Here is a 26,923-nt window from a genome sequence, read left to right on the forward strand (position 1 = left end):
AGATAAAGAAAGAAACGAAAATGAACTTGAATCAAATACATAACGTCTATTTTATTGGAATTGGTGGAATCGGGATGAGCAATTTAGCTCGTTATTTCAAAAATTTGGGAAAACAGGTTTGCGGATATGATAAAACGCCTTCTGTTCTAACAAATGAATTGATGGAAAGTGGAATTGCAATTCACTTTGAAGATAGTATTGATTTGATCCCTAAAGATTTTTTTATCGAGAATACGCTAGTAATTATTACACCGGCAGTACCAGTTACGCACTCGGAATGGAATTACTTCGTGGAAAGAGAGTATGAAATAAAAAAGAGAGCCGAAGTTTTAGGATTAATTACTAAGGATACGTTTTGTTTTGCAGTTGCAGGTACCCATGGAAAAACAACGACATCGGGGATTTTAGGACATATATTATACCAAAGTGGCGCTGACGTCACTGCTTTTATAGGTGGAATAGTTGAGAATTATAATTCAAATTTAATAGGAAGTGGTACAACAGTAACGGTAGTTGAAGCAGATGAATTTGATCGTTCCTTTCTGCATTTGCATCCCAATATTGCTTGCATTACATCCATGGATGCTGATCATCTTGATATTTACGGGACAAGTGAAGCTATTGAGGCGTCTTTTATGGAATTTGCAGCTAAAATAGAGGATAAAAATAATCTTTTCATCACAAAAGAATTACCATTAGAAGGGTTAACGTGTGCGGTAAATGAAGATGCTATTTATAAAGCGTTTAACATAAGAATAGGAGACGGAAGCTATGTTTTCGATGTACAAACACCTACTGAAATAATTAAAGATTTACATTTTGGATTGCCAGGACGTCATAACTTAATGAATGCGGTAATGGCTATTGCAATGGCAAATTTATTCGGCACCCCAACCGATGCCATTGCAAATGCCATTGCATCATTTAAGGGGATAAAAAGAAGGTTTTCGTACCAAATTAAAACAGTAGCTAAAGTTTATATTGATGATTATGCACATCATCCAACAGAAATAAATGCGGTGCATCAAGCTGTACGGGAATTGTATCCCAATCAGAAAGTGCTAGCGATTTTTCAGCCTCATTTGTACAGCAGAACAAGAGATTTTGCTGATGAATTTGCCAAAAGTTTGTCCCACTTTGATGAAGTTCTTTTGTTAGATATTTATCCGGCTCGGGAACTGCCTATACAAGGTGTAACTTCGCAATGGATCATGGATAAGATGCTGCTTAATAATAAGAAATTAGTTGCCAAAAATGATTTGATTACCGCGATATTGGCAAGTGATGCAACGGTAGTTGTCACTATTGGAGCAGGAGATATTGGAGAATTAGTACCATTAATTAAAAAAGCAATCAATGAAACTCTTTAATTGGACCAATATTCGATTGATACTGATGTTTGCATTAGTAGTTTTTCTGTTTTCTTTTACGTCAAAACGAAATGAAAATAGGAAATTGACCAAATCTGAAGTTATTTTTGTTGGAGATAATGACCCCTTTGTTAAACAAGAAACGGTTAATAAATTGTTAATAGAAAATAATAGAGAGGCATCCAGCATTCAAAAAGTTAATTTAGATTTGAATACGCTGGAGACAAATCTCAATGCACAAGAAATGATTGAAAAATCAGATGTCTATGTGAGTATTGATGGTGTGTTAAAAGCAGTGGTGAAACAAAAAACTCCTATTGCTAGAGTTTTTGATAATGGAGGTTCTTTTTATATTGATTACGAAGGGAATAGAATGCCATTGTCAGCTAATTTTACAGCCCGAGTTCCACTTGTTTCAGGAGGAATAAATAAAAATAATAACGAAGATTTAGCCCACTTATTTCGCACAATTTATGATGATGAATTTTTGAAAAAAAACATTATCGGAATTGAAATTATGCCAAATGGTAGCTTAAAAATGCACAACAGAAATTTTGATTATCAAATTGATTTTGGTAAATTGATTAATGTGGAGCGTAAATTTAAAAATTACAAAGCTTTTTTTCAAAAAGCAGTTTTAGATAGTTCGTTGTATAAATATAAAAAAATTGACCTCCGGTTTACGGAACAAGTAGTTTGCACTAAATAATAGATAATGGAAAAAGAGAATATTGCAGTAGGTCTAGATATTGGGACAACTAAAATAGTTGCCATGATAGGCAAAAAGAATGAATATGGTAAACTAGAAATTTTAGGTGTTGGAAAATCTAAAAGTTTGGGTGTGGCACGAGGTGTTGTAAATAACATTACGCAAACCATACAATCCATACAGCAAGCTATTCAAGAAGCGGAGAATAACTCAGGTTATAAAATAAAAGATGTGGTTGTTGGTATCGCAGGACAACACATACGTAGTATACAACACACAGATTATATTAGCAGAAACAATCCTGAAGAAGTGATTGGGGGGAATGATATTCAGCTTTTAATTGATCAAGTCAACAAATTGGCCATGTTGCCTGGTGAAGAAATAATACATGTTTTGCCACAAGAATTCAAAATTGATGGACAATCTGAAATCAAAGAACCTATAGGAATGTACGGTGGAAGATTAGAATCTAGTTTTCATGTAGTAGTGGGTCAGGCATCGTCTATTCGCAATGTGGGTAGGTGTATTCAAAGTTCAGGAATTGAACTTTCAGGTTTGACATTAGAGCCATTAGCTTCTGCCGATGCAGTTTTAAGTCAGGAAGAAAAAGAAGCTGGAGTTGCATTAATTGACATAGGTGGTGGTACTACCGATTTAGCTATTTTTAAAGATGGTATTATTCGGCATACAGCAGTAATTCCGTTTGGAGGAAATGTAATTACAGACGATATAAAAGAAGGATGTTCTATAATTGAAAAGCAAGCTGAATTATTAAAAGTTAAATTTGGTTCTGCTTGGCCAGGAGAAAATAGAGATAATGAAATTGTTTCTATTCCAGGTCTAAGAGGTAGAGAGCCAAAAGAAATATCGCTAAAGAATCTATCCAAAATAATTCATGCTCGAGTTGTGGAGATTGTGGATCAGGTGTTTACAGAAGTTAAAGCTTACGGTCATGAAGATCCTCGAAAGAAACTGATCGCAGGTATTGTATTAACAGGTGGTGGTGCTCAATTGAAACATATTAAGCAACTAGTAGAATATATTACTGGAATGGATACAAGAATAGGGTATCCTAACGAACATTTAGCTGGAAATTCAGATGAGGAAATCTCAAGTCCGTTGTATGCAACGGCAGTGGGTTTAGTAATGAAAAGCATTGAAAATAAAACGCAAAGCGCGATACGTTTGGATGCAGTAGAGCAACCCAAAGCGCCCACGTACAGGCCTACAGTTGTTCAAACTCCAGTACAAGAGGTTTATGAGAATGTTGAAGAGGAAATAGATCATAATGCGCATGAAAAACAAAATTCTACCGTTAACAGAATTCAGAAAAATTTCTTTGATCGATATGTAGATAAGATCAAGGACTTTTTAGATAATGCAGAATAAAGGCACGGCCTGAAAAATATAAGAATTAATAATAAATATCAAAAACCCAAAATTATGCCAAGCAACACAGAATTTGGAAGTATTTCATTTGATTTACCTAAAAACCAATCAAATGTAATAAAAGTTATAGGGGTCGGTGGTGGCGGAAGTAACGCTATAAATCACATGTTTAAACAAGGGATCAAAGGCGTTGATTTTATCGTATGTAATACGGATTCTCAAGCGTTGCAGAGTAGTTCTGTGCCAAATAAAATTCAGTTAGGAGTTCATCTAACGGAGGGACTTGGTGCTGGGGCAAACCCTGATGTTGGACAGCAGTCCGCAATTGAAAGTATTTCTGAGATTGAGAAAATGCTAGATCGCAATACTAAGATGGTGTTCATTACAGCCGGAATGGGCGGTGGAACTGGAACTGGTGCAGCACCTGTCATAGCACAACTGGCAAAAGAAAGAGATATTCTTACGGTTGGGATTGTGACATTGCCTTTCTTATTTGAAGGTAAAGTGCGTCAGGAACAAGCGTTAATTGGTATAGAGAAATTGCGTAAGCAAGTCGATTCTTTAATTGTTATCAATAATAATAAATTAAGAGAAGTATATGGAAATCTTGGTTTTAAAGCAGGATTCTCAAAGGCTGATGAAGTTTTGGCCACAGCCTCAAGAGGGATCGCTGAAGTAATTACGCATCACTATACGCAGAATATCGATTTAAGAGATGCTAAAACGGTATTGTTCAATAGTGGAACAGCTATTATGGGGTCTTCTGTTTCTTCAGGCGAAAATAGAGCTAAGGAAGCAATTATTGCAGCTTTGGATTCTCCTTTGTTAAATGATAATAAAATTACTGGTGCCAAAAACGTATTGTTGCTTATCGTTTCTGGAACTAATGAAATTACAATTGACGAAATTGGAGAAATTAATGATCATATTCAAGTTGAAGCAGGTCATAATGCTAATATTATTATGGGAGTTGGTGAAGATGAATCTCTTGGAGATGCCATCGCAGTAACTATTATTGCTACAGGATTTGACATTGAACAACAAAATGAAATCGTAAATACAGAGCCGAAAAAAATTATTCACACCTTAGAGGATGAACAAAGAAGTGTGCATAATCTAAGTAGTAAAACAGTGACAGCATTCGATTTGAATACAGAATCACCAGTGTCAAACTCTAGCGAAAGAATTGTTTTCGATCTAGTGGAAGATATTGTTGCTGCTGAGCCTGCAATCGTTCCTCAACCAGCGATTGCACCAACTACAATTAATAAGGAAGAGTTGATGGTTATGTCTGAATTTATTAAAAATTTAGATGTAACCTTCGAAATAGTTTCTCCTATTACTGATATTGATTTTACAATCACATCTCCTGTAGCTGAAGTAAAAGAAGTGCAGCCAAAGGTTATCGAGAGACAAGAACAAACTACTTTCTCTTTTGATTTACCGCTTTTTAAAACAGAACCAGCAGATCAAGTACGGGAAAATAAAGTATTGTATGAGTTAACGAATGAAACTCGTGATATCAAAGTAAATGAGGCTGTTCAATTTGTTCCTGTGACAGAATTAAGTGATAACGGAATCATCAAGTACTCTCTAGAAGAATATATGGATCAAGAGCCTGATTTCATGGCTAAACCAGTCGCAAAAATACCAGAAGTTGTTATTCCGGCTGAGTTAAATATTACCATGAAACAAGTTGAAAGATCGGTACAGGCGCCAGAAGATTTTGATACAATCTCTCCTATGGAAATGACTATCGAAGAGTCGTTGAGAATGAGAGCTGATGAAAGAAGAAAAAAGCTAAAGGAATTCAATTACAAGTTTCACAACAATGTTTCTAAAATTGATGAATACGAAAAAGAGCCAGCATACAAAAGATTAGGAATAGATATTTCAAACAATCAGGCGAATAATACAAATTCAAGGATTTCTGTAGGAACAGATAGCAACAACGATTTGCAGTTACGTTCAAACAATTCCTATTTGCATGACAATGTAGATTAAGGAAATCAAGTCAAAAGAAGATGACCCGAAAATTTATTTTTCGGGTTATTTTTTTTTATGCAACGTGAACATAGTAATCTGTTGTGAATTCCAGTAAATTTCTTTAAATTTGCACTTTCTTAATCCGGTATTCGTTTCTGTTTTATATCTAAAAGAAACTTTTTTACTGAAAGACTTTTTAGTATCGCTGGTTTAAAAAATTGTTATCAAAAATACTATTTCAACAATCGATTAACTAATGATCGATTAATCAAATTAATAATAAAGAATATGAGTTTATCAATACAAATCATGGACGAAATCAACACCGCCATGAGAGCCAAAGATACGGTAGCTTTAGAAGCTCTAAGAGCTATTAAATCTGAAATTTTATTGGCGCAGACAGCAACAGGATCAAAAGAAGAAATTACTGCCGATGACGAAATAAAATTATTGCAAAAGTTAGTAAAAACTCGAAAAGACAGTGCTAAGATCTTTACAGAACAAAATCGTATGGATTTGGCAGAACCAGAATTAGCTCAAATTGCGGTAATAGAAAAGTTTTTACCAGCTCAATTAAGCGAATCGGAAGTAGAAGCATTAATTGCAAAAATTATTAGCGAAACAGGTGCTTCAGGAATAGCTTCAATGGGCAAGGTGATGGGGTTAGCAGCAGCGCAATTAGGTGGAACTGCTGAGGGAAAAACCATTTCTACGATTGTTAAAAAGTTATTGACGTAATAATCAAGAATTCTTGTTAATTGATTTTTATTTTAAATATAAGATCGTTAATGATTATTCTCGAATCAACTTGACTGCGTAGTTCAACTGGATAGAATATCAGATTTCGACTCTGAGGGTTGCAGGTTCGAACCCTGCCGTGGTCACATAAAAAAAAACCGTAAAGTGCAATTTTGAAGTGTTTTACGGTTTTTTTTTGTGTCTTTTTACCAATCGCTCTTTGCAGGCTTTTTGATTGTAAACAACTGTATCAAATGCGGATTTAAAGTTTCAGTACTATTATTGAATAGAGATGGTTTTTTTATGGTTTTATTCCTTTTTAATAAGGCTTGCTCGATCGTATACTCATTAGTAGCTTGAATTAGCAAGCCATCTTTGTTAATAATACGTGGTTCTTCAATAAAGCGTGTGTTAAAAACAGAGACACGATATTTATTTTTCTTCACTTCAATTTTGAATTCAGCGACAATCGGATGGAGCATTTTGTCACTGAAATTTGTTTTTTTTATAATTCCGGTGGAATCGGTTTTAAACTCTAATCGTGGATTGCTTTTGAGTTTGGAGATGCTTGTTGAATCTTCGTAAATATATCTCCACATTATCAATTCGTCCTCAACTATAAAGTTTTTATTTTGTGCAAATGAAATGGTGGTAATCAAAAGGAAAGTGATGGATATTAATTTTTTCATTTGTACTTATTTATAATTGTTTCTTTGCGTTAGTTAATGGTTTTATTTCTTAATGTGATTCATAAGGATGCCATCATGATTTCTAATTCTTTTTTTAAGCCGTGTAGCAACAAATGATGCATTTAGTTTTTTTATAACTAGTATCATTAAATAGTGGTTGTCTTTGATGTGTTAGCGATACTTTCGTGATATATCTTTAATAAATGTCCCAACCAATATTGAGTCGCTAATAAAAGATAGAATAATGCTATTTATTAGTAATGACTCATTTATCAAATTTCATACCTAAAAAGGAGAATATAAAGGAGTTGTTAAATTCAAGACGTAAACGGTAGCGGTTGCGTTTTGCTTTACAAGCGTTTGGACATGCGAATACAATTGAATTCCTATCACCTTTTTGTTTCTTTTTGAGAACACTTTAAAAATTTGGTATTTCTGAAAATTATAAAGTTTTACGAAACTAGAAGTTTCTGCAGCGCTTTTTATTAGACTTTCTGATGGTTTTGGTTTTAATTCATTTTTAATTTTGAAATAAAAATCTATTATCAAAGTAGTCTGAAATTATTCTGCAAAAAAAAACCTCTAGATTTCTCTAAAGGTTTTTATTAATTGGAAGGCAATTCAATTATGCTTCAACTTCGAATGGAAGTATGGAAACGTATGATTTGTTATCTCTTTTCTTTTGGAACTTTACAACTCCATCTACTCTTGCGTGTAGCGTGTGGTCTTTACTGATGTAAACGTTTGCACCTGGATTATGTTTTGAACCTCTTTGTCTTACGATGATGTTCCCAGCAATAGCAGCTTGACCACCAAAAATCTTCACGCCTAGACGTTTTGATTCTGATTCTCTACCATTCTTAGAACTACCGACACCTTTCTTGTGAGCCATGACGTATTAGTTTATTTTGTTATTATTCTTGAGTATCTTCTTTTTTAGCTTTAGCTACTTTTTTCGTAGGAGCTTCTACTTCTTCTGTATTAGCTTCTACTGCCGCTCTTTTAGGAGCTGCTTTCTTAGCACCAACACCAGTAATTCCTTCGATTACAATTTGAGTAAGATATTGTCTGTGACCATTTCTCTTTTTGTATCCTTTTCTTCTTTTCTTTTTGAAAACGATAACTTTATCTCCTTTTAAGTGTTGTAACACTTTAGCTTCTACTGAAGCACCTTTTATAGCTGGGGCGCCTAAAGTGATTGTTCCGTTATCATCTAATAAAAGAACCTTGTCAAAAGAAACTTTTGAACCTTCTTCATTAGTCAAACGGTTAACATAAACCTTTAAGTCTTTGCTTACTTTGAATTGTTGCCCTGCTATCTCTACGATTGCATACATACTGAATTGTTTTAGTAATTTTTAAGGTTGCAAATATACAATTAAATATTTAACCTGCAATTAGTACTGTAAAAATTATTCTCAATCTCTAACCCGTTGCTATGGTTGGACTTTAAACGAAAATAAACGTAATTAAACAGTTGTTAAATTTTCATTTGGGTTTACTTTTCATGTAACATTGTTCGCATAATTACTACTTATAACTATATTAACAAAATTATTAACCTTATGAAAAATTCATTAATGGCTTTAGGTGCTTTGTTTATGCTAGGAGGAGTCGCTTCTGCGCAAAAAGTAGCTTTTGAGGAATACAAATTAGACAATGGCTTGCATGTGATTTTGCACAATGACCCGTCTGCTCCTACTGTTATTACCTCGGTAATGTACCATGTGGGTGCTAAAGATGAAAATCCTGAGCGAACAGGTTTTGCTCACTTTTTTGAACATTTATTGTTTGAAGGAACCGAGAATATCAAACGCGGTGAGTGGTTTAAAATTGTAACTGGAAACGGTGGTGTAAATAACGCCAACACTACAGATGATAGAACGTATTATTATGAGGTTTTCCCTTCTAACAACTTGGAATTAGGTTTATGGATGGAAGCAGAAAGAATGTTACACCCTGTAATCAATCAAATTGGTGTTGACACTCAAAATGAAGTGGTGAAGGAAGAAAAAAGACTTCGTGTTGATAATCAACCTTACGGAAATTTTTTGGCAGAAGTAAAAAAGAATATTTTTACCAAGCACCCATACCGTTGGGCTACAATTGGATCTATGAGCCATTTAGACGCTGCAACATTAGAAGAGTTCCAAGCTTTCAATAAGAAGTTTTACATCCCCAATAATGCTGTTTTAATTGTTGCGGGTGATTTCAAAAAAGAACAAGCGAAGGAATGGATTCAAAAATATTTTGGCCCTATTAAAAAAGGAGCGGCTATTCAAAGAGAGACATTTGTTGAAGAACCAATTACTCAAACCATAAAAGCTAAATTTGAAGATGCTAATATCCAAATCCCTGCCATCGTAGCAGCGTACAGAACGCCGTCTATGAAAACCAGAGATGCAAGAGTTTTGGACATGATTTCTTCTATTTTAAGTGATGGAAAAAGTTCAAGATTATACAAGAAAATAGTTGACGATAAGAAAATGGCTTTGCAGATTGGTGCTTTTAGCAACAACCAAGAAGATTATGGAAGTTATATCATTTACGGTTTGCCACAGGCTCCAAACACTGCCGAGAATATTCTTGCTGAAATTGACTTGGAGATCGTAAAACTACAAACAGAATTGATTTCTGAAAAAGACTTACAAAAATTACAAAATAAATTTGAAAACCAATATGTAAACAGCAACTCTACCATTGACGGTATTGCTGACAACTTGGCTTCTTATCATTTGTTATACGGTGACGTAAACCTAATCAATACCGAAATCGAAATCTACCAGTCTATCACTCGTGAAGAAATCAGAGATATTGCCAAGAAATATTTAAATCCAAACCAAAGATTAGTTTTGGATTACGTTCCATCTAAAGACAAAGCTCAAAACTAAGATATATCATTATGAAAAAATCAATATTAATTTTATCAAGCTTGTTCTTAACAGTAATCATGCAAGGACAAATCATCCCTCAGCCAAAACCCGGAGTCGCTCCAACTATAAAAATTGGAAAACCGGTAACCTTTGAATTAAAAAATGGTTTAAAAGTTATGGTCGTTGAAAACCATAAATTACCAAGAGTAGCATTCAGCCTGACTTTAGACAATGATCCGTATGCTGAAGGTGAAAAAAAAGGAGTAGCTGACATGACCAGTACTTTAATTGGAAGCGGAACTACAAAAATTTCGAAAACAGCTTTCAATGAAGAAGTTGATTTCTTAGGAGCCAACATCAATTTTAGTTCGAATGGTGCTTCAGCAAGCGCATTATCTAAATATTCTGGCAGAGTTTTAGAGTTGATGGCTGACGGTGCTTTAAACCCAAACTTCACACAAGAAGAATTTGACAAAGAGAAAACGAAGCTTATCGAAGGATTAAAAGCGAATGAAAAAAGCGTTTCAGCAGTAGCAGCAAGAGTTGTTGATGTTTTGACTTATGGAAAAAACCATCCTGCAGGTGAGTATGTAAGCGAAGCTACTTTGAAAAACGTAACTCTTGCGGATGTAAAAGCAAATTACAGTACGTATTTTGTTCCAAGTAATGCTTACCTAATTATTGTGGGGGATGTAAAATTCAACGAAACAAAAAAAATGGTAGAGAAATTCTTTGGATCATGGAAAAAAGCATCTGTTCCTTCGATTTCTTATAGCGATCCAAAAGATGTTTCTGCTACACAAATCAACTTTATTGACATGCCAAATGCGGTTCAATCAGAAGTTGCTGTGGTAAATATGTCAAATCTTAAAATGACTGATCCAGATTATTTTGCAGTTTTAGTTGCTAATCAAATCCTTGGAGGAGACTTTAACAGTTATATCAATATGAACTTAAGAGAAGCTCACGGATGGACGTATGGCGCTAGAACAAGTATCTACGGAGACAAACGCGTTTCTACGTTCAACGCTTCTACACAAGTTCGTAACGCAGTAACGGACAGTACTGTTGTTGAGATTTTCAAAGAATTCAAAAAAATCAGAACGGAGAAAGTGACTGATGAAATGTTAGCTAGCGTAAAAGCAGGATATATTGGACGATTTGTAATGCAAATTGAAAAACCACAAACGGTAGCAGGTTACGCTTTAAGAATCCAAACGCAAAGTTTGCCAGCTGATTTTTATGAAAATTATATTAAAAATATCAGTGCTGTAACTGCTGACGATATAATGAGAGTGGCTAATAAATACTTCTTGGCTGACAATAGCAGAATTGTTATTGTAGGAAAAGCAGCGGATGTAGCTTCTGGATTAGAAAAATTAAAGTTTCCAGTATCGTACTTCGATAAATACGGAAATGCAACCGCGAAACCAGAATTAAAAAAACCAGTTCCAGCAGGAGTTACTGCCAAAAGCGTTATTGATAATTACATCAAAGCTATTGGTGGAGAAAAAGCAGCTTTAGCTGTAAAAACAATCGTAATGAACGGAACTACAACTATTCCACAAGCACCATCACCATTGAATTTCACATCTAAAATTGATGCTAAAGGAAAACTAATGGTTGAATTAGCGATGGGAACAATGAGTATAATGAAGCAAGTGGTAAATGAAAAAGGGGCTTACGTAATGCAACAAGGACAACGCAAAAATATCGAAGGAACTATGCTTGCTGATTTGAAAGCTGCTGCAACACCTTTTGAAGAATTAGCTCTTTCTAAAAAACAAGGTTTAACGCTAGAAACAATTGAGTCCATTAATGGAAAAGACGCTTATGCCGTTAAAAACGGTAAAACGACATTGTTTTACGATGTAACTTCTGGTTTAAAATTAGCTGAATCTAAAGTGGTAGAACAAGGTGGTCAAAGCATCACTCAAACGACAAGTTATGGAGATTACAAAGAAGTTAAAGGAGTGAAAGTTCCTTTTAATATCATCCAAAATGTAGGTTTTGAATTAGACATAAAAATGTCTGACGTAAAAATCAACGAAGGTGTTACAGATGCTGATTTTCAATAATCAAATCTTTAATTAACAAACAAAGGCTGTCTATTTTAGGCAGCCTTTGTTATTTTACACACATTATTAAAAATAAAACCGTCCATTTGCGAATATAAATTCTCATCACTACATTCATAAAACGATGACCAATCACAACAAACAGACTACTAAAACTATTTCTTGGCTGATAAGTACACACCAATTAAAACAATAAAAGCACCAAAAAACTGAACTGGCGTCAGCATTTCATTGTCTAATAACCCCCAGCAAAAAGCAACTACAGGAATCAAATACGTTACTGAAGTAGCAAAAACAGTAGAAGACATTTGGATTAATTTAAAAAATAGAATATTAGCAATTCCAGTTCCTATAACCCCAAGAATCATAATAAACAAAACTGATTCCTGTACTTTTACATCATTGACCACTTCAAAAAAACCAGAGAAAAACAAGATGATAAATGCTGGAAATAACAACACCATAAAATTCCCGGTAGTAATACTCAATGGACTTAAGTCATGCAAATATTTTTTGATTAAATTCACATTGACAGCATAGCATATCGAAGCTATTAAAACCAAAATAGCATAGTAATAATTTTGTTCCGGATGATGAATTGCGCCGTTCAAAATCAACAAGGCGCTTCCTATTAAACCAATTAGAATTCCAAAAATTTGATTTCTTTTGAATTGCAATCCAAAAAAAAGAGCTCCTAAAATTAGTGTATTCAAAGGAGTCAAAGAATTCAAAATTGAACTCACAGAACTATCAATTTCAGTTTGCGCGATAGCAAATAAATAAGCGGGTATAAAGGTCCCAAATAAAGAAGTTAGAGCAATGTACTTCCATTTAAATGCTGGAATTTTAGACAAACTTTTAAATCCAATAAGCACTAAAAAAATAGCTGCAAAAATAATTCGCAACGATCCCAATTGCAAAGCTGTTAACCCTATTAATCCTTTTTTTATTAAGATAAATGAACTTCCCCAAACTAAGGCAAGAACGACTAAGTACACCCATTTTAACTGCTTCGATTCCATAAAAATAATTTTGCCTCAAAATTGTAATTATTTTATGAATTAGCGCTTCTTTTTTTAATTAATTTTGCACAACACGAATATGCTTTTAATCTTTAAAATTTACATCATAATGAATTTCAAAAAATCAATCGTAACACTAGTCCTTGCAAGTGTTTTATTTGTAGGATGCAAAGAAAAAGAATCCGAAACTGTATCAAAAGAAACTGCTGAAACAGCTGCTCCAAAAGTTAAAAAGGAAATCGCAGCTGCTAATCTTCAAACAGCGAGTTTCTCTGTTGAAGGAATGACATGTGCTGTAGGATGCGCCAAAACTATTCAAGAAGATTTAACAGGGCTCGAAGGAGTTCAAAAAGCAAAAGTAGATTTTGACACAAAAATGGCTACGGTAACTTTTGACAAAACAGTTCAAACACCAGAAAAACTAACAACAGTTGTAGAAGCTGCTGCTGACGGTAAAACATACAAAGTTTCGAATATGAAGTCGTAAACCAGACTTTCAAATTCTACAAAAAAAAAGCATTCGTTACTAGCGAATGCTTTTTTTATTCAAATATCCCATTGGGTGTAATTCAATATTTATGTTTTTTTTAACCACATGTAAACATAGTTTCTGTGCATTTTGAAAGTCGTTTCACTTTATTCAGAGAAAACATAGCTATGTGAATCCAAGTAATGAGCTATTCAACTCTCTTTTTATATGCTTCTAGGTGGTTAAATTTTTATGTTTAGCTATTAATGTCTTTTCTGTATAATTACACCCAACGGGTTTGAAGTATTATTTCCATTTCAGGGTTTCCATTAGTCGCTGCATATCGTTTTTTATGTAACTAGCCGCAGGCATAATAGAATCATAATTCGGTTTAGCGTAAAAATAAACGGAACCCGTTACAAAGTGTTTGGTACTATCTGTTGCGTAAAACTGTGCATTTGTTGCTGCATTTCCTTCTACTTGATAAAACATTCCGTACACTTTTTTGTTGGCATTTAAATACGGTTGCTCCAGAATATCATCTGCTTTAATCACGTGTTCGTAAGTTAATTTTTGCGCATCACGCAGTAGTTCATTGATGTTTTTTGCCACTGGTTTATAAGTAAGATAAATTGTTGCCTTCATTTTTGGATATGTAATGGTGAAACCGCAATCAGTCTCTTTTTTGATAACTGCATCTGCATTCATTTCGAAAGCAAAAGGACATTCGTTTTCAAAACTCACATATTTTGCTTCGGGATAATCCAATCGTAAGTAACTTGAGGGTTTAGGCAAGACATCGTCTTTACAGCTAAAACTTAAGAATGATATGGTAATAATTAGCGAAAAAGTGATTATTTTTTTTATCATTAGTACTTATTCAATCGTTACTTTAATTTGTTTTACTCTTTTCTCATCAACTGTTTCTATTGTAAATAGGTAGTTTTCAAATGAAATTTTTTGATTTTTTTTTGGAAAATTTCCTAAAATTTCAAGAATAAATCCAGCGAGTGTCTCTGCTTCTCCTTTTTTGATCTCGAATGATTCTTCATCAACCTCCAAAATTCGGTAGAAATCCTTAAGGTTTATTTTTCCTTCAAAAAGGTAGTTTTTGTCGTCAATTTGCGAAAAATTAATGTGTTCATCATCAAATTCATCACTGATATCACCAACAATTTCTTCAATTACGTCTTCAAGAGATACTAATCCCGAAGTTCCTCCATACTCATCAACAACGATAGCCAAATGGCTTTTCATACTTTGAAAATCTTTTAGCAAGTTGTCTAACTTTTTATTTTCAGGAACAAAAAAGGGTTCTCGTAACAAAGATTTCCAGTCAAATTCGTTCGTGTTGATATGCGGAAGCAAATCTTTGACAAATAAAACGCCTTCTATTTGGTCAATATTGTCTCGATATACTGGAATTCTTGAATATCCTTTTTCTATGATTTTGGGGCAAATAACTGAAAAAGACTCTTCAATTTCTAAGGCAAAAATATCAATTCTAGGGCTCATTACTTGTCTAGTGTCCGTGTTTCCAAAGCTTACAATGCCTTCTAATATTTTTTGTTCTTCAGAAGAAGTTTCATCCGAAGCAGTAAGTTCTAGTGCTTGCGACAGTTGATCTACTGAGAAATTTGTTTTTTGTTTTCCTAATTTGTTATGAAGGTAAATTGTAACGGCTCGCATGGGCAGGCTTATTGGCGATAGTAATTTATCCAAAAAAGCGATAGGGTAGGCAACCAGCTTGGCAAACTTTTTATTGTTTCTACTGGCATACACTTTGGGAAGTACTTCACCAAATAATAAAATCAAGAAGGTGATGATCAATACTTCAATAATGAATTTTAAAAGCGGTGCAGTTATGGCTATAAACATGCTTTTGCCGACGTACGAAAACAATAGTATTATTGATATGTTAATGAAATTATTAGCCACCATGAGTGTTGCTAATAGTTTTTTTGGTTTTTCTAAAAGTTTGGAAATTAGATTAGCTTTAGATTTGTTTTCCAGTATCATTTCGTCAATGTCTTTCTGTGACAAAGAGAATAAGGCGACTCCTGCGCCAGAAATTAATGCAGAACAAAAGAGTAAAGCGACTACAATTGCAAGGCCAAAAGCTAAAGTAGGATCAATAATATAAGTAAAAAACAAACTGGGCTCTGGGTCCACATTAATAAGGATTAGTTAGACAATTAAAATGGCAAGTCATTAATAGGCAAGACATTTTTCTCTGGGTCAAAATTAGTGTTTTTTGAAACATCAGGTGCATTGAATTGCTTGTTAGTTTCCCCCTCTTTTTTGGTAGTAAGAAAAGTAAATTCGGTTACCTGAATTTCAGTGGTGTGTTTGGTACTTCCATCCTCTGACTGCCACTGGCGGGACTTAATACGTCCTTCTACATATATTTTATCTCCTTTAGATAAGTATTTTTCACAAAGTTCAGCCGCTTTATTTCGAACAACTAAATTATGCCATTCTGTAGAGGTGATTTTTTCGTTGGTGGTTTTGTTAATGTAGACCTCGTTTGTTGCCAACTGAAATCTACCAATGCAATTGCCTCCATCAAAATAATGCATTTTGATATCATCTCCAAGAAAACCAATTAGCATTACTTTATTTAAGGTTCCGTTCATTTTAGAATGTGGTATTTTATCAAAGATACAGTTTTTTGGAAATACTTAATTCAATTCAATAAAATTATGTATCACAATTGGGAAAGGAAATGTTTTCAAAGTTTCACTATCGATCCCGTTTTTAAGTACGCCCTTAAGCGTTACTTTCCAAAACTTAATGTGTAAATGTTGGTGTGATAGTTTGTGAATGATACTCTTTTCATTACACTCGAGTAGACTAGTAACGGCGTTATTTGAAAAAAAATCTATTTGAATCTGTTCCTTGATAAAATTAAAGTCTTCTTCCTTTTCTGTTTCTATCAAGGGAAACTCATATAAATTATGCCAAATTCCTTTTGCGGTTCGTTTTTGAATTATCGTATTTTCCTTTTCATCGGCAGCAACTAGGTAGTTAAAGTATCTATTACGCACTTTTAATTTTTTAGATTTGACTGGCAGCTGATCTACTTTCTTTTTTTGCAAAGCGGCACAACTTTCGTTGAAAATACAAATGCCACAATTAGGGCTTTTTGGTACACATTGCAAAGCGCCAAACTCCATAATGGCTTGATTGAACGTTGCCGGATTGGCTTTTGGCATTAATTCGAAAGCAAGAGCAGCGAATTCTTTTTTGGCGGAAGCCAAGGCAATATCAGTCTCAATATCAAAATAACGAGATAAAACCCGAAATACATTTCCATCTACAACAGGTACAACTTCATCGTAGGAGAAAGAGGCAATTGCAGCTGCTGTGTATTCGCCCACTCCTTTTAATTGCAACAACTCCTTATAAGATCCCGGAAAAACTCCTGCTAATTCATAGGCGATGTATTGCGCCGTTTTATGCAAGTTTCGGGCACGAGAATAATAACCCAGACCTTGCCATAGTTTTAGAACTTGTTCTTCACTCGCCGCAGCTAGGTCAAAAACAGTGGGGAAGGCGGTAGTAAAAGACAAAAAGTAAGGGGTGCCTTGAGCAACTCTAGTCTGTTGTAGCATAATTTCAGAGAGCCAAATAGGGTATGGATTGGTGGTATTTCTCCATGGTAATTCGCGTTTATTTTGTAAATACCATTTTATCAATAGGTTAGAAAAATTCATCTTAAAATATTAGACTGCAAAAGTAAAAGTTTATGTGATTAAAATTTAATCAATTAGCTTGAATAATTGTTTTTTAAATTCCTATATTTGCAAACTCAAAAAAACAGTACAAAATTATAAATAGGAAAGAAAATGACGAAAGCAGATATCGTAGCAAAAATTTCAGAAAAATTAGGTCTTGAAAAAGGAGATGTACAGGCAACTGTAGAGACTTTTATGAATGAAGTAAAAAATTCATTAGAAACTGGAGACAATGTTTATTTAAGAGGTTTTGGAAGTTTTATAGTGAAAACTAGAGCGGAAAAAACAGGAAGAAATATTTCCAAGAATACTACAATAAAAATTCCTGCACACAACATTCCTGCATTCAAACCTGCAAAAGTTTTTGTAGAAGGAGTGAAAACAAATAACGAAGCAAAATAATAATATTAATTAATCATAAAATCGACAAGATATGCCAAGTGGTAAGAAAAGAAAGAGACATAAGGTAGCAACGCACAAACGTAAAAAAAGAGCGAGAGCTAACCGTCACAAAAAGAAAAAGTAGTTTTAAACTACTTTTTTCTTTTTTAAGTTTAAAAGTTCATTGAAATTGAAACAGAATGATTTAGGATTTAAGATTGCAGATGGCAGATTTTTTTTAAAATATCTGAAATCAAGAATCAAGAATCAAAAATCTTTAAGTTTCCCCGGGTACAATACCTGTTAAAATATTGTTTAATCCATCCTAACAATTCAGTTATGAGTTCTAAGTTATGAGTTGTTAGTTGTAAAGCTAAAGCTGAAAACCGAAAATTGAAAACTAAAAAGTTCGGATAAAAATGTACAGCGTGAATAAAGAATTAATCATCCGATCTAGTTCTGAAGCCGTAGATTTTGCCTTATTAAAAGATGGAAAACTAATTGAATTACACAAAGAAGAGGAGAAAAGCAACTTCCAAGTTGGTGATATTTTTATTGCCAAAATCAGGAAACCTGTTGCAGGACTTAATGCTGCTTTTGTGAATGTTGGCTTCGAAAAAGATGCCTTTTTACATTATCATGATTTAGGACCTAACTTAGCTTCCCAACTGAAATTCATAAAACTTGTAAGCGCAGGTAAATTAAAAGATTTCTCCCTAAAAACCTTTCAGTTTGAAAAAGAAATAGACAAAGATGGCACCATAACTGATGTTTTGAGTTCCAATCAATCTGTTTTAGTACAAGTCGTCAAAGAACCTATATCTACAAAGGGACCAAGAATTAGCGCTGAGCTCTCTCTTGCCGGAAGATTTATAGTTTTGGTTCCGTTTTCTGACCGTGTTTCTATTTCACAAAAAATAGAAGACAAAAAAGAAAAAGAACGCTTGAAACGATTAGTACAATCCATCAAACCAAAAGGATTTGGTGTTATTGTTCGCACAGTAGCCGAAGGCAAAAATACAGCCGAATTAGAAAAAGATTTGCAGAACCTGCTCAGCAGATGGACTGCAATGTGTAAAAAATTACCAACTGCTCATCATCCGTCTAAAGTATTAGGAGAACTCAACAGAGCCTCTTCGATATTGAGAGATGTATTTAATGATACCTTTAGTGGTATTCAGATTGATGATGAAGAGTTGTACAACCAAACCAAGGATTATTTGCAAGAAATTGCACCATCCAAACAATCAATTGTTAAGTTTTATCAATCAAAGGACACACCCATTTTTGAGAAATACAACATAGAGAGACAAATCAAAACTTCTTTTGGAAAAACAGTGTCCATGAGTAAGGGAGCTTATCTTATTATTGAACATACTGAAGCTTTGCACGTTATCGACGTCAATAGTGGAAACCGTTCTAATAAAGCCACCAACCAGGAAGATACTGCCATGGAAGTCAATATGATTGCTGCTGCCGAAATCGCTAGACAATTGCGTCTTCGAGATATGGGCGGTATCATTGTAGTCGATTTTATCGATATGTCAAATCCTGAAAATCGTAAAGTCTTGTTCGACTTCTTGAAAGAAGAAATGAGCGATGATAAAGCAAAACATAAGATCTTACCTCCGAGTAAATTTGGATTAGTCCAAATTACACGTCAAAGAGTAAGGCCCGAAGTTAATATTAAAACTAGAGAAGAGGATCCAAACAATGAAAGTGGCGAAATTGAAGCGCCAATTCAAATCATTGATAAAATCGCTTTTGATCTAGAACGAATTTTAAAAATCCATAAGCATGTTGTGCTTAATGTACATCCATTTGTGGCTGCATACCTCAGTAAAGGTTTTCCATCATTACGTTCAAAATGGTTTCTTGAACATAAGAAATGGGTGAAAATCATACCTCGTGACGCTTACACGTATTTAGAGTATCATTTCTACGATAAAAAAGGAAATGCTATTTTAGAATAATTTAAAAAACTCCTCAAGAAATTGGGGAGTTTTTTTTTGCTCTTTTTTAAACAGATAGTCTTTCTTTTAGGAGCTATTTCCAGCTTTACACTACAATCTTTTTATTTTTATGTCAAAAATAAAAAAGGATTTTCGCTTCAATCTGGGCTAGGGGATTTCTGTTTGAAATAATAGTATTTGTAATAACTCAGCCATAAAATAACTTGAAAATAAAGGAGCTACTGTTGTCATCAAAAATCTATTAAACAAACTTAAATTTCAACAAAAGTTCATCCTAAGACACACTGATTTTAACAATTAGGTAGTTGTCGTTTGGTTTGCAGAATTAATAAGGACAATAAAAAAGACAATGGTACTTGACACTATGATTAAAAAATTTTAGTTGTGTCTGGACCGTATTATTTCTCGGAGCAGTTTGAGGAATTGTACGGTTGTTTATTATTTTAAATAGCTGTGTTGGTGTAGACGTCAAATTTTATAAATTTAAACGGATCACTTATTAACTAAAAATAGCAGTTGGTGTACTTTGCACCTAGTAATATTTTTTTGAGGGATGGTCGGATAAAAACGGATAATCGAAGTGCTATTTTAAATAATCGCCTCTTTTTCTTTGTACGTTGAGCAGTTATGGATTTAATGACTTAGTCTGAAAAACAAGTGCGGATTACTAAGGTGTATTTTAATTTGTAATTATAAAAGCGGAACTATAATACAAGAGGAAAAAGGTCAACTACAGTCAATTAAAATTCAAAGTAAAGTGCTCAAAATCGACAAATTAAGTGTGGCAATAAAGAATTGGTAAGCCTTAATGAGACAGTTTTTGCGTGACTACTTGTTAAAAAATAGTCTTTTCAATGCCATTTACAGCTTTATCTATAGAGAAAAGATTTTTTAATATGACAGAGAGCAATCTATTATTTGATTAAGTCAAAATAGCATAAGTCCCGCTCTAATTCAAATCAGAGCGGAACTTTTTTATTGTAAACTTGTCTTTTTAGAAACTAGTAAGTTTCTTTAAATCTTGTATGGTTTGTGCTGGATTCTCGGCCTTAAAGACAAAGCTACCTGCAACCAAAACATCTGCTCCAGCTTCTACCAGTTGCTTTGCATTTTTGTTAGTAACACCACCATCCACTTCAATTAATGTCGATGCTCCTTTTCTGGTGATTAAAGCTTTTAGCTTTTCAACTTTAGCATAGGTGTTTTCAATAAAGGATTGTCCTCCAAAACCTGGATTTACGCTCATAATACAAACTAGGTCAATATCGTTGATTACGTCTTCCAACAGATCAATATTAGTATGAGGGTTTATGGCTACTCCAGCTTTCATTCCTTCGGCTTTGATCGCTTGTAGCGTTCTATGAAGATGTGTGCATGCTTCATAGTGTACGCTTAGTATGTTAGCGCCTAAATCAGCAAAAGTTTTGATATAACGATCTGGATCTACAATCATTAAATGTACATCAATCGTTTTTTTTGCATGTTTGTTAATCGCTTCCAGCACGGGCATACCATAAGAAATGTTAGGAACAAAAACGCCATCCATAATGTCAATATGAAACCAATCGGCTTGGCTGTTGTTGATCATTTCGATGTCGCGTTGCAGGTTTCCAAAATCGGCGGCTAATACGGATGGTGCGATAAGTGTGTTTTTCATTGTGTAGTTGTTTAATCTGTATTTATTTCAGATTCTTAAGTTGTTGTTTGTGCAAAAGTAGTTTTTTTTGCAGCAATTGGCGAAAGTTTTTTTGGGATGAAATTCGTATTTTATTCTGTAATTTGCGTAAGGGATTGAAGTGGAAATCCTTTTTATTTTTTTAAATAAAAAGATTGTAACGAAAAGCCCGACCCGAAGTTTTTACGGAGGGTTACGCCATATTGGTGAAAAGTGAAAAGTGAAAAGTGAAAAGTGAAAAGTGAGAAGAATTGAGATAGAAAAAATAGTACTTCAAACTTGATATTGAAAGCGGAATAGAGCGAAGCTAAACACTAGAGAAAAGTTTCGACTGATCAGTTTTTTATAAAAATAAAACCTCGGATACCCGATCCGCCGTGGCGGAGAACAGACTGAGGTTTTATTGATAAAAATAAAACCTCGGTAATCAGCCGAGGTTTCAATCATCAATCAAAAAACGAACAGTTAATCAGACCGTCGTTACTTTTATTAGTCCTAAAGTTTAAAAGTCTAAAGTCATAAAGTACGCTGACTTTAAAACTTTAGACTTTATGACTTTAGACTATTTTTATCCTAAATAGGTTTTTAGTATTTTACTTCTAGAAGTGTGTTTCAATCTTCGGATTGCTTTTTCCTTGATTTGACGCACGCGCTCCCGAGTTAGGTCGAAAGTTTCTCCAATTTCTTCTAAAGTCATCGGGTGTTGATCGCCAAGACCAAAGTACAAACGAACTACATCAGCTTCTCTTGGAGTCAATGTCTCTAAGGAACGCTCGATTTCAGTACGCAATGATTCGTGAATTAATTCTCTGTCTGGATTTGGAGATTCACCGGAACGTAAAACGTCATAAAGGTTAGAATCCTCACCTTCTACAAGAGGCGCATCCATGGATAAGTGACGACCAGAGTTTTTCATAGACTCTTTTACATCATTTACGGTCATGTCCAATTCTTTTGCAATTTCCTCAGCAGATGGTGGACGCTCGTTAGATTGCTCTAATAAAGCATACATTTTGTTGATTTTATTGATAGAACCAATTTTATTTAAAGGCAAACGAACGATACGAGATTGCTCAGCCAATGCTTGAAGAATCGATTGACGAATCCACCAAACGGCATACGAAATGAATTTGAAACCACGTGTTTCATCAAAACGTTGTGCGGCTTTGATCAGTCCTAAATTTCCTTCGTTGATTAAATCAGGAAGTGTAAGTCCTTGATTTTGGTATTGTTTTGCTACCGAAACAACGAAACGTAAATTAGCTTTTGTCAATTTCTCTAAGGCTTTTTGATCCCCAGCTTTTATCTTTTGTGCTAATTCTACCTCTTCGTCAGCGGTAATAAGGTCAACTTTACCAATTTCTTGTAAATATTTGTCTAATGATGCAGTTTCACGATTCGTTACCTGCTTGGTGATTTTAAGTTGTCTCATGTTTTTGTCTCCTCAATTTTTTAAGTGTACAAATAGTTATACGTATGAAGTTGCGTAAAAGTTACACTATTTCGAAAAGTTTTTTTTATTTTAGTATTTTGAGATTCTACATATGGGCATTGCTTGCGGCCCGGGCTATCCGCACTCGCTTTATTATTCCGCTGCGCTACACAATAAGAGGGCAAACAGTTGCTCCCATCCCTAATGCAAATGCGTGGTCAAGAGGAGTAAAGTAGTCCTTAGACGATTTCCTGCAAGGTCTTTTTTTACCTTGTAGGTATATCGATATTTTTTACATTTGCTCAAGTAAGGAAATGGCTTTTTCCAAGTTATAAGCACCCTCAATGGCATTCTTGTCAAAAACCATCATATAGGTATAATTGCTCCCCGAAGCTGTAGACCATGCTTTCCCTAATCGTAACTTGGCGGCACTATCAGAATTATCCCTGTCTGAACCTTTAGTTTCTACTACAATCACTTTGTTGTTTTTGGTAACGAGTATGAAGTCTGGATAATGATTGGATTTGTAACCGTTTAATGCAAAACCTTTTCCTCTTCCCAAATTACGGTGCCAAAAAGCGATATTTGAAAAACTAGAAATCTCCAAAATAAACTGTTGCTCCAGTCCATTCATATCGCCTTCGTGTACGTAAAGCGAGTTCCCAATATCATTTGCAATACGAGAAGGAATGATAGCAGGTTCAAATTTCCAAATTGCTTCTGTTTTAATTTTATCGATTTCAAGCCAATCATTAAATACTTGTTCAGCACAAGTATCGGCTAAATCATTGATTTTTTTCTTAATCAAATCGGAATAGGATAATTTGTACTGGTTAAAATCGATTAATTCTTGAGGCGACATATTCTCTAATATGCGCGTTACATATTTCTTGATTTCGGTATGCGCAATCGGTGGCATTTTGTCGATTTGTTTGACCACAAAATGAACTAGATCTTTAATTTGTCCTTCTTTGGGTTTTGCCAGAATATAGTTGGTAATCTGTTCCTGCATCGAATTATTTTCAATCTTAAAAGGAAACATTTTATATTCGCCGTTGCCTATTTCTTCAGTGTCAATCTTGTATAATTCAGAAGAAATACTTTTAAATGCAATCTGAATATCTTTATCAGAAAGTTTAAAAGACTTTAATAAATTGACACGATCCAAAAGAGCCGTTGCCCCATCTTCCATCAATAGAAAGTCATTTTTGGGTGTTTCAATAACAAACTTTGGCAATAGAATTTCTTGTGCTTGTTGCGCGACATTTTCTCGCATTTTATAGTGTTTCACTTTTATTCCCACTTCTGTAAACGTTGTTAATGCGAGGTTCGTGTTGTCTTGATTTTTAATTTGTTGTTGAAATTTCGCGTTTTGCTCAATTGCCATTTCTTCAATTTCAAATACTGTCGTGTTTGTTGTAGTAGTTTGTGTAGTGTTGAATGCTATTTTCGTAGCATCAAATGCGTTTTCTATGTTGGCAGTTTCTTTGTTTTGTTCAGGAAATAGAAACTCATCTAAGTTTTTTTGTTGTGCTTCTTCTTTTGCTAGTTCTGGCATAACATCTTTGTCTCGATAGTCTTTCTCACTAAAACCAGATTGTTGCAAGCCTTTGATAATGTTTTGCAACGTATTCTGGAATTTTGCCGAAGCGGTAATCACATACGATAAATTTAACATCGTGCTATCATGTTTCATTACATACGGCTGACGTAAAACACGACCTAATATCTGGGTTACATCAACTTCCGACGATTTATCGGCTAGTGATGCTAGTATATAAGCGAAAGGGCAATCCCAACCTTCTTTCAAAGCATTGATGGTAATTATGTAACGTACGGGACAATCCGGACTCATTAAATCAATCCCTTTTAATTCATCTTTGTGAGCGGTTTTTATTTTTATATGGTCATCAGGAATGCCTACAGATATTAGTTGTGCCTTTAGTTTGTCATACGTGGTGTTGTCTTCTTTTCCTTTAGATTGCGCTTGGAACAAAACAATAGGGCGAATGTATTTACCACCATTTTTTTCTAAAGCGATTGCCTCGTTTTCTAGTTTGTGTTGCAAATGAAGCGCACTTTCAATAACGCTTTCAATATTTTGATGGTTGTAAACAATCACAGGCAATTTGACCATGTGTTCTTTCTTGAGTTCTATGGCAGAAACCAAACTGACTATATTGGCATTTTGTTTGGGAGTCGCTGTCAAATCTAGGATGAAACTAGGGTTAAGGTTGTTGAGCATTTCGACACTCAAATCACTTTCGGCATTATGACTTTCATCGACTACTAGAATTGGGTTTAAACTTCTAATGACATTGATTAAAGCTTCTTTTTCTGTTCCTTCCAGAATATCATTTTCATTGATTTGAAAATTAGCTAGGTTAGAATTTTGCTCGTTTATCTTGCGGTCTTCTTTGTTTCTGGCTCTTATCGATGCAAAATTCATGACCATAATACTCAGCTGTTCTTGTACTGAAGACGGATTAAAACTTGCTCCTTGTAATAAGTCCCGTTTTTCAAATACTTGAACTCTATGGTTGAATAATGAATTCAATTTTTGGCAGTACGGATGTTCGGGATTCGATAGATTACGAACTGTTTGATCTAATAGATTACTCCAGGGTACAAGCCAAACTATGGCACGTGTCTTGGTGTCGGGCATGGCGTCAAAAATGGTTTTGAGTGCATTGCATGCAATAAAGGTTTTTCCACCTGCTGTGGGTACTTTTATACTCAAATGCACTGCGCCAGGAACGGTGTTTTGATACGGGCGCATTCCCTCGCCTGTTAAGGGATTATAGTAACCTACTTTATCCTGCCAAAATGTATTGAAAGCCGTGTCTGCTTTTTTATGATTTTGTAAATACTCAAAATAATTTTCTAAGTCGTCTATGACTTGTTTTTGGTAGGTTTTTAATTCCATTGGTTTGCTTTTTTGCCACAAAGCCGCAAAGGCTCTAAGCTTTTTACTCTTATTTTTTTTTGCTTGAACTCTTTCAGCGTTTTATCCCGACTGTTCGGGGCTGAAAGGGTTGCGTCCTAAAACCTTGTTATGTCTCTAGGTATTTTTTTGAATTCAATATTTTTTTCTCTCAAAAACGTTTCTGGTAATAGACAGTTATCCGCATAAATGATGTAGCGTTCTGCTTTTTGTTGTACGTATTCGGCTAGAGAATCATAGTCTAAGGTTGTTAAGTTGTCTTTGTCGTAAATGAAATAATATCCGGTGTCATTGTGATTGCCAAGAAAAACCAGCTCGTCCGCCGTTGGCGGACACCCCTCCGAAGGAGGTGAATAAGAGCTGCGGGTTTCTGTAAACCAAACGTATTCTCGGATTTTCTCGATTGCGATAGTTTCGTTGAGGTTATTGTTGTCATCAAACAACGGCTCGCCTAATGTGTAATAATCGAAATTTCCACCTGTGCCTTCAACTAGTTTTGAGCTTTTTGCTCCCCCTTCGGGGGTTGGGGGGATTCCATAACCGTTAATGACTCTTTTGACACGCTCAGCAGTGATGGTTTCGGCGTAATCCTCCATCTCTATCAAAATGAATTTCCGGTTGCCGCCGTCTTGTTTGTTTAAGTTTAAAACGGCATGAGCAGTTGTTCCTGAGCCTGCAAAGCTGTCTAGAATTATGGAGTTTGAATTGTTGTATGTAACTGATTTAATTAAATTAGAAATTAGCAGTGAAGGCTTAGGGTAGTCAAAAGGTTTGGTAATGAAAATACTTTGTAATTCTTTATCGCTATCTTGATTGTCTCCCCAGTCTAAAAGTAAATCTACAACAGTCTTTTTTTTGTCTTGTTCGTCAAATGTTGGAAGTCTTCTAAAACCAAAATTTTTAGTAATAAATAGTAAATCTTCTTGGCAAAATTTATCAAAATCTTGTTGTTTGTTTCTGAAATTACCTTTTACTGAAAATTCATTTAAAGTTCTATAATTCTTAATATGTACATCTTCTAAAAATTCTAGTTGCATAGTTTTATTTTGATAAATTCCTTTTTCAATTTTATCAACTTCTGTTTTTGCGACTATTCCTTTTTTAATTATTCGTAATCCGATATCATTGGCTGCATTATCTACACGCCTAGTCTCATCTGAAACAGTGTTAATACTTAGTTTTGAGACTAAGTGACTGTTTTTTGCAAAAACAAGTACAAATTCTGTGGTGTTTGCTATATGTTTAGCTAGAAAAGAAGGCTGTTTTTTTTTCTTCCATATAAATCTACCAATGTAATTTCGGTTTCCGAAAATTTCTTCTAAAGCTATCTTTAAATTTGCTTCTTCATTATCATCAATAGAAACTTGAATTCAATTAATAAATGCGAAAGTTAGGAATCTCAAAGAAAGATGAAATATTTTTTCAGAACAAAGAAAAGAAAATTAATTCTTTTCCCTG

At 34.4% G+C, this 26,923-nt stretch carries 22 protein-coding genes and 1 tRNA gene; 11 read left to right on the forward strand and 12 right to left on the reverse strand.

Going from position 1 to position 26,923, the window contains the following annotated elements; genetic code table 11:
* Positions 1 to 20: 20 nt before the first annotated feature.
* From murC to BUC11_RS03615, 6 genes are all read left to right on the forward strand, one after another.
* Positions 21 to 1,370: a UDP-N-acetylmuramate--L-alanine ligase gene (gene murC / locus BUC11_RS03590; protein WP_073351973.1), complete on the forward strand. Its 1,350-nt coding sequence runs from the start codon at positions 21 to 23 to the stop codon at positions 1,368 to 1,370.
* The gene (locus tag BUC11_RS03595) at positions 1,357 to 2,079 is read left to right on the forward strand and encodes a cell division protein FtsQ/DivIB (protein ID WP_073351977.1); all 723 of its coding nucleotides are present in this window, start codon (positions 1,357 to 1,359) and stop codon (positions 2,077 to 2,079) included. Before murC ends, BUC11_RS03595 begins: the two co-directional genes overlap by 14 nt.
* A gap of 6 nt (positions 2,080 to 2,085) precedes the next feature.
* Positions 2,086 to 3,468, forward strand: coding sequence for a cell division protein FtsA (ftsA, locus tag BUC11_RS03600; RefSeq protein ID WP_073351979.1), 1,383 nt, complete (start codon positions 2,086 to 2,088; stop codon positions 3,466 to 3,468).
* 54 nt (positions 3,469 to 3,522) lie between these two features.
* Positions 3,523 to 5,472, forward strand: coding sequence for a cell division protein FtsZ (gene ftsZ / locus BUC11_RS03605; RefSeq protein WP_073351981.1), 1,950 nt, complete (start codon positions 3,523 to 3,525; stop codon positions 5,470 to 5,472).
* Positions 5,473 to 5,742: 270 nt separating this feature from the next.
* Positions 5,743 to 6,192 (forward strand): GatB/YqeY domain-containing protein, encoded by a 450-nt coding sequence (locus BUC11_RS03610; protein ID WP_073351983.1) that lies wholly within the window; start codon positions 5,743 to 5,745, stop codon positions 6,190 to 6,192.
* Between the two features lie 72 nt (positions 6,193 to 6,264).
* A tRNA-Arg gene (locus tag BUC11_RS03615) sits at positions 6,265 to 6,338 on the forward strand.
* 60 nt (positions 6,339 to 6,398) lie between these two features.
* Here BUC11_RS03615 and BUC11_RS03620 read toward each other — a convergent pair.
* The 3 genes from BUC11_RS03620 to rplU form a co-directional block, all read right to left on the reverse strand.
* Positions 6,399 to 6,881, reverse strand: coding sequence for a hypothetical protein (locus tag BUC11_RS03620; protein ID WP_066079934.1), 483 nt, complete (start codon positions 6,879 to 6,881; stop codon positions 6,399 to 6,401).
* Positions 6,882 to 7,506: 625 nt separating this feature from the next.
* Complete coding sequence (gene rpmA / locus BUC11_RS03630) at positions 7,507 to 7,773, reverse strand: 50S ribosomal protein L27 (protein WP_066079927.1); 267 nt, start codon at positions 7,771 to 7,773, stop codon at positions 7,507 to 7,509.
* Positions 7,774 to 7,795: 22 nt separating this feature from the next.
* Positions 7,796 to 8,218, reverse strand: coding sequence for a 50S ribosomal protein L21 (gene rplU, locus BUC11_RS03635; RefSeq protein WP_073351987.1), 423 nt, complete (start codon positions 8,216 to 8,218; stop codon positions 7,796 to 7,798).
* A gap of 228 nt (positions 8,219 to 8,446) precedes the next feature.
* Here rplU and BUC11_RS03640 point away from each other — a divergent pair, with 228 nt between their 5' ends.
* Complete coding sequence (locus BUC11_RS03640; RefSeq protein WP_073351988.1) at positions 8,447 to 9,772, forward strand: M16 family metallopeptidase; 1,326 nt, start codon at positions 8,447 to 8,449, stop codon at positions 9,770 to 9,772.
* An 11-nt stretch (positions 9,773 to 9,783) separates the two neighbouring features.
* The gene (locus BUC11_RS03645) at positions 9,784 to 11,832 is read left to right on the forward strand and encodes an insulinase family protein (protein ID WP_073351990.1); all 2,049 of its coding nucleotides are present in this window, start codon (positions 9,784 to 9,786) and stop codon (positions 11,830 to 11,832) included.
* 155 nt (positions 11,833 to 11,987) lie between these two features.
* On the opposite strand, the gene BUC11_RS03650 is transcribed toward BUC11_RS03645, so the two are convergent.
* Positions 11,988 to 12,854, reverse strand: coding sequence for a DMT family transporter (locus BUC11_RS03650; RefSeq protein WP_073351994.1), 867 nt, complete (start codon positions 12,852 to 12,854; stop codon positions 11,988 to 11,990).
* A gap of 109 nt (positions 12,855 to 12,963) precedes the next feature.
* Between BUC11_RS03650 and BUC11_RS03655 the strand changes: the two genes are divergently transcribed.
* Positions 12,964 to 13,341 carry a heavy-metal-associated domain-containing protein gene (locus BUC11_RS03655; RefSeq protein WP_073352027.1) on the forward strand — a complete coding sequence of 126 codons (378 nt, stop codon included), beginning with the start codon at positions 12,964 to 12,966 and terminating at the stop codon, positions 13,339 to 13,341.
* A gap of 288 nt (positions 13,342 to 13,629) precedes the next feature.
* Here the strand turns inward: BUC11_RS03655 and gldD are convergent, their stop codons facing one another.
* The 4 genes from gldD to mutY are packed head-to-tail and all read right to left on the reverse strand — an operon-like array spanning position 13,630 to position 17,039.
* Positions 13,630 to 14,193, reverse strand: coding sequence for a gliding motility lipoprotein GldD (gldD, locus tag BUC11_RS03660; protein ID WP_073351995.1), 564 nt, complete (start codon positions 14,191 to 14,193; stop codon positions 13,630 to 13,632).
* A 6-nt stretch (positions 14,194 to 14,199) separates the two neighbouring features.
* Positions 14,200 to 15,495, reverse strand: a complete 1,296-nt coding sequence (locus BUC11_RS03665) for a gliding motility-associated protein GldE (protein WP_073351997.1) — start codon at positions 15,493 to 15,495, stop codon at positions 14,200 to 14,202.
* A gap of 23 nt (positions 15,496 to 15,518) precedes the next feature.
* Positions 15,519 to 15,959 carry a single-stranded DNA-binding protein gene (locus BUC11_RS03670; RefSeq protein ID WP_073351999.1) on the reverse strand — a complete coding sequence of 147 codons (441 nt, stop codon included), beginning with the start codon at positions 15,957 to 15,959 and terminating at the stop codon, positions 15,519 to 15,521.
* A 45-nt stretch (positions 15,960 to 16,004) separates the two neighbouring features.
* Positions 16,005 to 17,039, reverse strand: coding sequence for an A/G-specific adenine glycosylase (mutY, locus tag BUC11_RS03675; RefSeq protein ID WP_073352001.1), 1,035 nt, complete (start codon positions 17,037 to 17,039; stop codon positions 16,005 to 16,007).
* 132 nt (positions 17,040 to 17,171) lie between these two features.
* On the opposite strand from mutY, the gene BUC11_RS03680 reads away from it, so the two are divergent.
* Positions 17,172 to 17,462 (forward strand): HU family DNA-binding protein, encoded by a 291-nt coding sequence (locus BUC11_RS03680; RefSeq protein WP_066080765.1) that lies wholly within the window; start codon positions 17,172 to 17,174, stop codon positions 17,460 to 17,462.
* A gap of 407 nt (positions 17,463 to 17,869) precedes the next feature.
* Complete coding sequence (locus BUC11_RS03685) at positions 17,870 to 19,414, forward strand: Rne/Rng family ribonuclease (RefSeq protein WP_073352029.1); 1,545 nt, start codon at positions 17,870 to 17,872, stop codon at positions 19,412 to 19,414.
* A gap of 994 nt (positions 19,415 to 20,408) precedes the next feature.
* On the opposite strand, the gene rpe is transcribed toward BUC11_RS03685, so the two are convergent.
* From rpe to BUC11_RS03705, 4 genes are all read right to left on the reverse strand, one after another.
* Positions 20,409 to 21,071 carry a ribulose-phosphate 3-epimerase gene (gene rpe / locus BUC11_RS03690; protein WP_073352003.1) on the reverse strand — a complete coding sequence of 221 codons (663 nt, stop codon included), beginning with the start codon at positions 21,069 to 21,071 and terminating at the stop codon, positions 20,409 to 20,411.
* A 586-nt stretch (positions 21,072 to 21,657) separates the two neighbouring features.
* Complete coding sequence (locus tag BUC11_RS03695) at positions 21,658 to 22,521, reverse strand: sigma-70 family RNA polymerase sigma factor (RefSeq protein ID WP_007137700.1); 864 nt, start codon at positions 22,519 to 22,521, stop codon at positions 21,658 to 21,660.
* Between the two features lie 292 nt (positions 22,522 to 22,813).
* Positions 22,814 to 25,447, reverse strand: a complete 2,634-nt coding sequence (locus BUC11_RS03700) for a DEAD/DEAH box helicase (RefSeq protein WP_073352005.1) — start codon at positions 25,445 to 25,447, stop codon at positions 22,814 to 22,816.
* Between the two features lie 116 nt (positions 25,448 to 25,563).
* Positions 25,564 to 26,835 (reverse strand): DNA methyltransferase, encoded by a 1,272-nt coding sequence (locus tag BUC11_RS03705; RefSeq protein ID WP_084129498.1) that lies wholly within the window; start codon positions 26,833 to 26,835, stop codon positions 25,564 to 25,566.
* Between the last annotated feature and the right edge of the window lie 88 nt (positions 26,836 to 26,923).

The organism is Flavobacterium xanthum (genome assembly GCF_900142695.1).
GTDB classification, from domain to species: Bacteria; Bacteroidota; Bacteroidia; order Flavobacteriales; family Flavobacteriaceae; genus Flavobacterium; species Flavobacterium xanthum.

Bases quoted from the DNA above. Each gene is read 5' to 3' on its own strand.
- gldD (WP_073351995.1), bottom strand. From the start codon at position 14,193: ATGATAAAAAAAATAATCACTTTTTCGCTAATTATTACCATATCATTC.
- BUC11_RS03670 (WP_073351999.1), bottom strand. From the start codon at position 15,959: ATGAACGGAACCTTAAATAAAGTAATGCTAATTGGTTTTCTTGGAGAT.
- rplU (WP_073351987.1), bottom strand. From the start codon at position 8,218: ATGTATGCAATCGTAGAGATAGCAGGGCAACAATTCAAAGTAAGCAAA.
- BUC11_RS03695 (WP_007137700.1), bottom strand. From the start codon at position 22,521: ATGAGACAACTTAAAATCACCAAGCAGGTAACGAATCGTGAAACTGCA.
- ftsZ (WP_073351981.1), top strand. From the start codon at position 3,523: ATGCCAAGCAACACAGAATTTGGAAGTATTTCATTTGATTTACCTAAA.
- murC (WP_073351973.1), top strand. From the start codon at position 21: ATGAACTTGAATCAAATACATAACGTCTATTTTATTGGAATTGGTGGA.
- BUC11_RS03700 (WP_073352005.1), bottom strand. From the start codon at position 25,447: ATGGAATTAAAAACCTACCAAAAACAAGTCATAGACGACTTAGAAAAT.
- BUC11_RS03640 (WP_073351988.1), top strand. From the start codon at position 8,447: ATGAAAAATTCATTAATGGCTTTAGGTGCTTTGTTTATGCTAGGAGGA.
- BUC11_RS03680 (WP_066080765.1), top strand. From the start codon at position 17,172: ATGACGAAAGCAGATATCGTAGCAAAAATTTCAGAAAAATTAGGTCTT.
- BUC11_RS03620 (WP_066079934.1), bottom strand. From the start codon at position 6,881: ATGAAAAAATTAATATCCATCACTTTCCTTTTGATTACCACCATTTCA.
- BUC11_RS03610 (WP_073351983.1), top strand. From the start codon at position 5,743: ATGAGTTTATCAATACAAATCATGGACGAAATCAACACCGCCATGAGA.
- BUC11_RS03595 (WP_073351977.1), top strand. From the start codon at position 1,357: ATGAAACTCTTTAATTGGACCAATATTCGATTGATACTGATGTTTGCA.
- rpmA (WP_066079927.1), bottom strand. From the start codon at position 7,773: ATGGCTCACAAGAAAGGTGTCGGTAGTTCTAAGAATGGTAGAGAATCA.
- BUC11_RS03655 (WP_073352027.1), top strand. From the start codon at position 12,964: ATGAATTTCAAAAAATCAATCGTAACACTAGTCCTTGCAAGTGTTTTA.
- ftsA (WP_073351979.1), top strand. From the start codon at position 2,086: ATGGAAAAAGAGAATATTGCAGTAGGTCTAGATATTGGGACAACTAAA.
- rpe (WP_073352003.1), bottom strand. From the start codon at position 21,071: ATGAAAAACACACTTATCGCACCATCCGTATTAGCCGCCGATTTTGGA.
- mutY (WP_073352001.1), bottom strand. From the start codon at position 17,039: ATGAATTTTTCTAACCTATTGATAAAATGGTATTTACAAAATAAACGC.
- BUC11_RS03650 (WP_073351994.1), bottom strand. From the start codon at position 12,854: ATGGAATCGAAGCAGTTAAAATGGGTGTACTTAGTCGTTCTTGCCTTA.
- BUC11_RS03645 (WP_073351990.1), top strand. From the start codon at position 9,784: ATGAAAAAATCAATATTAATTTTATCAAGCTTGTTCTTAACAGTAATC.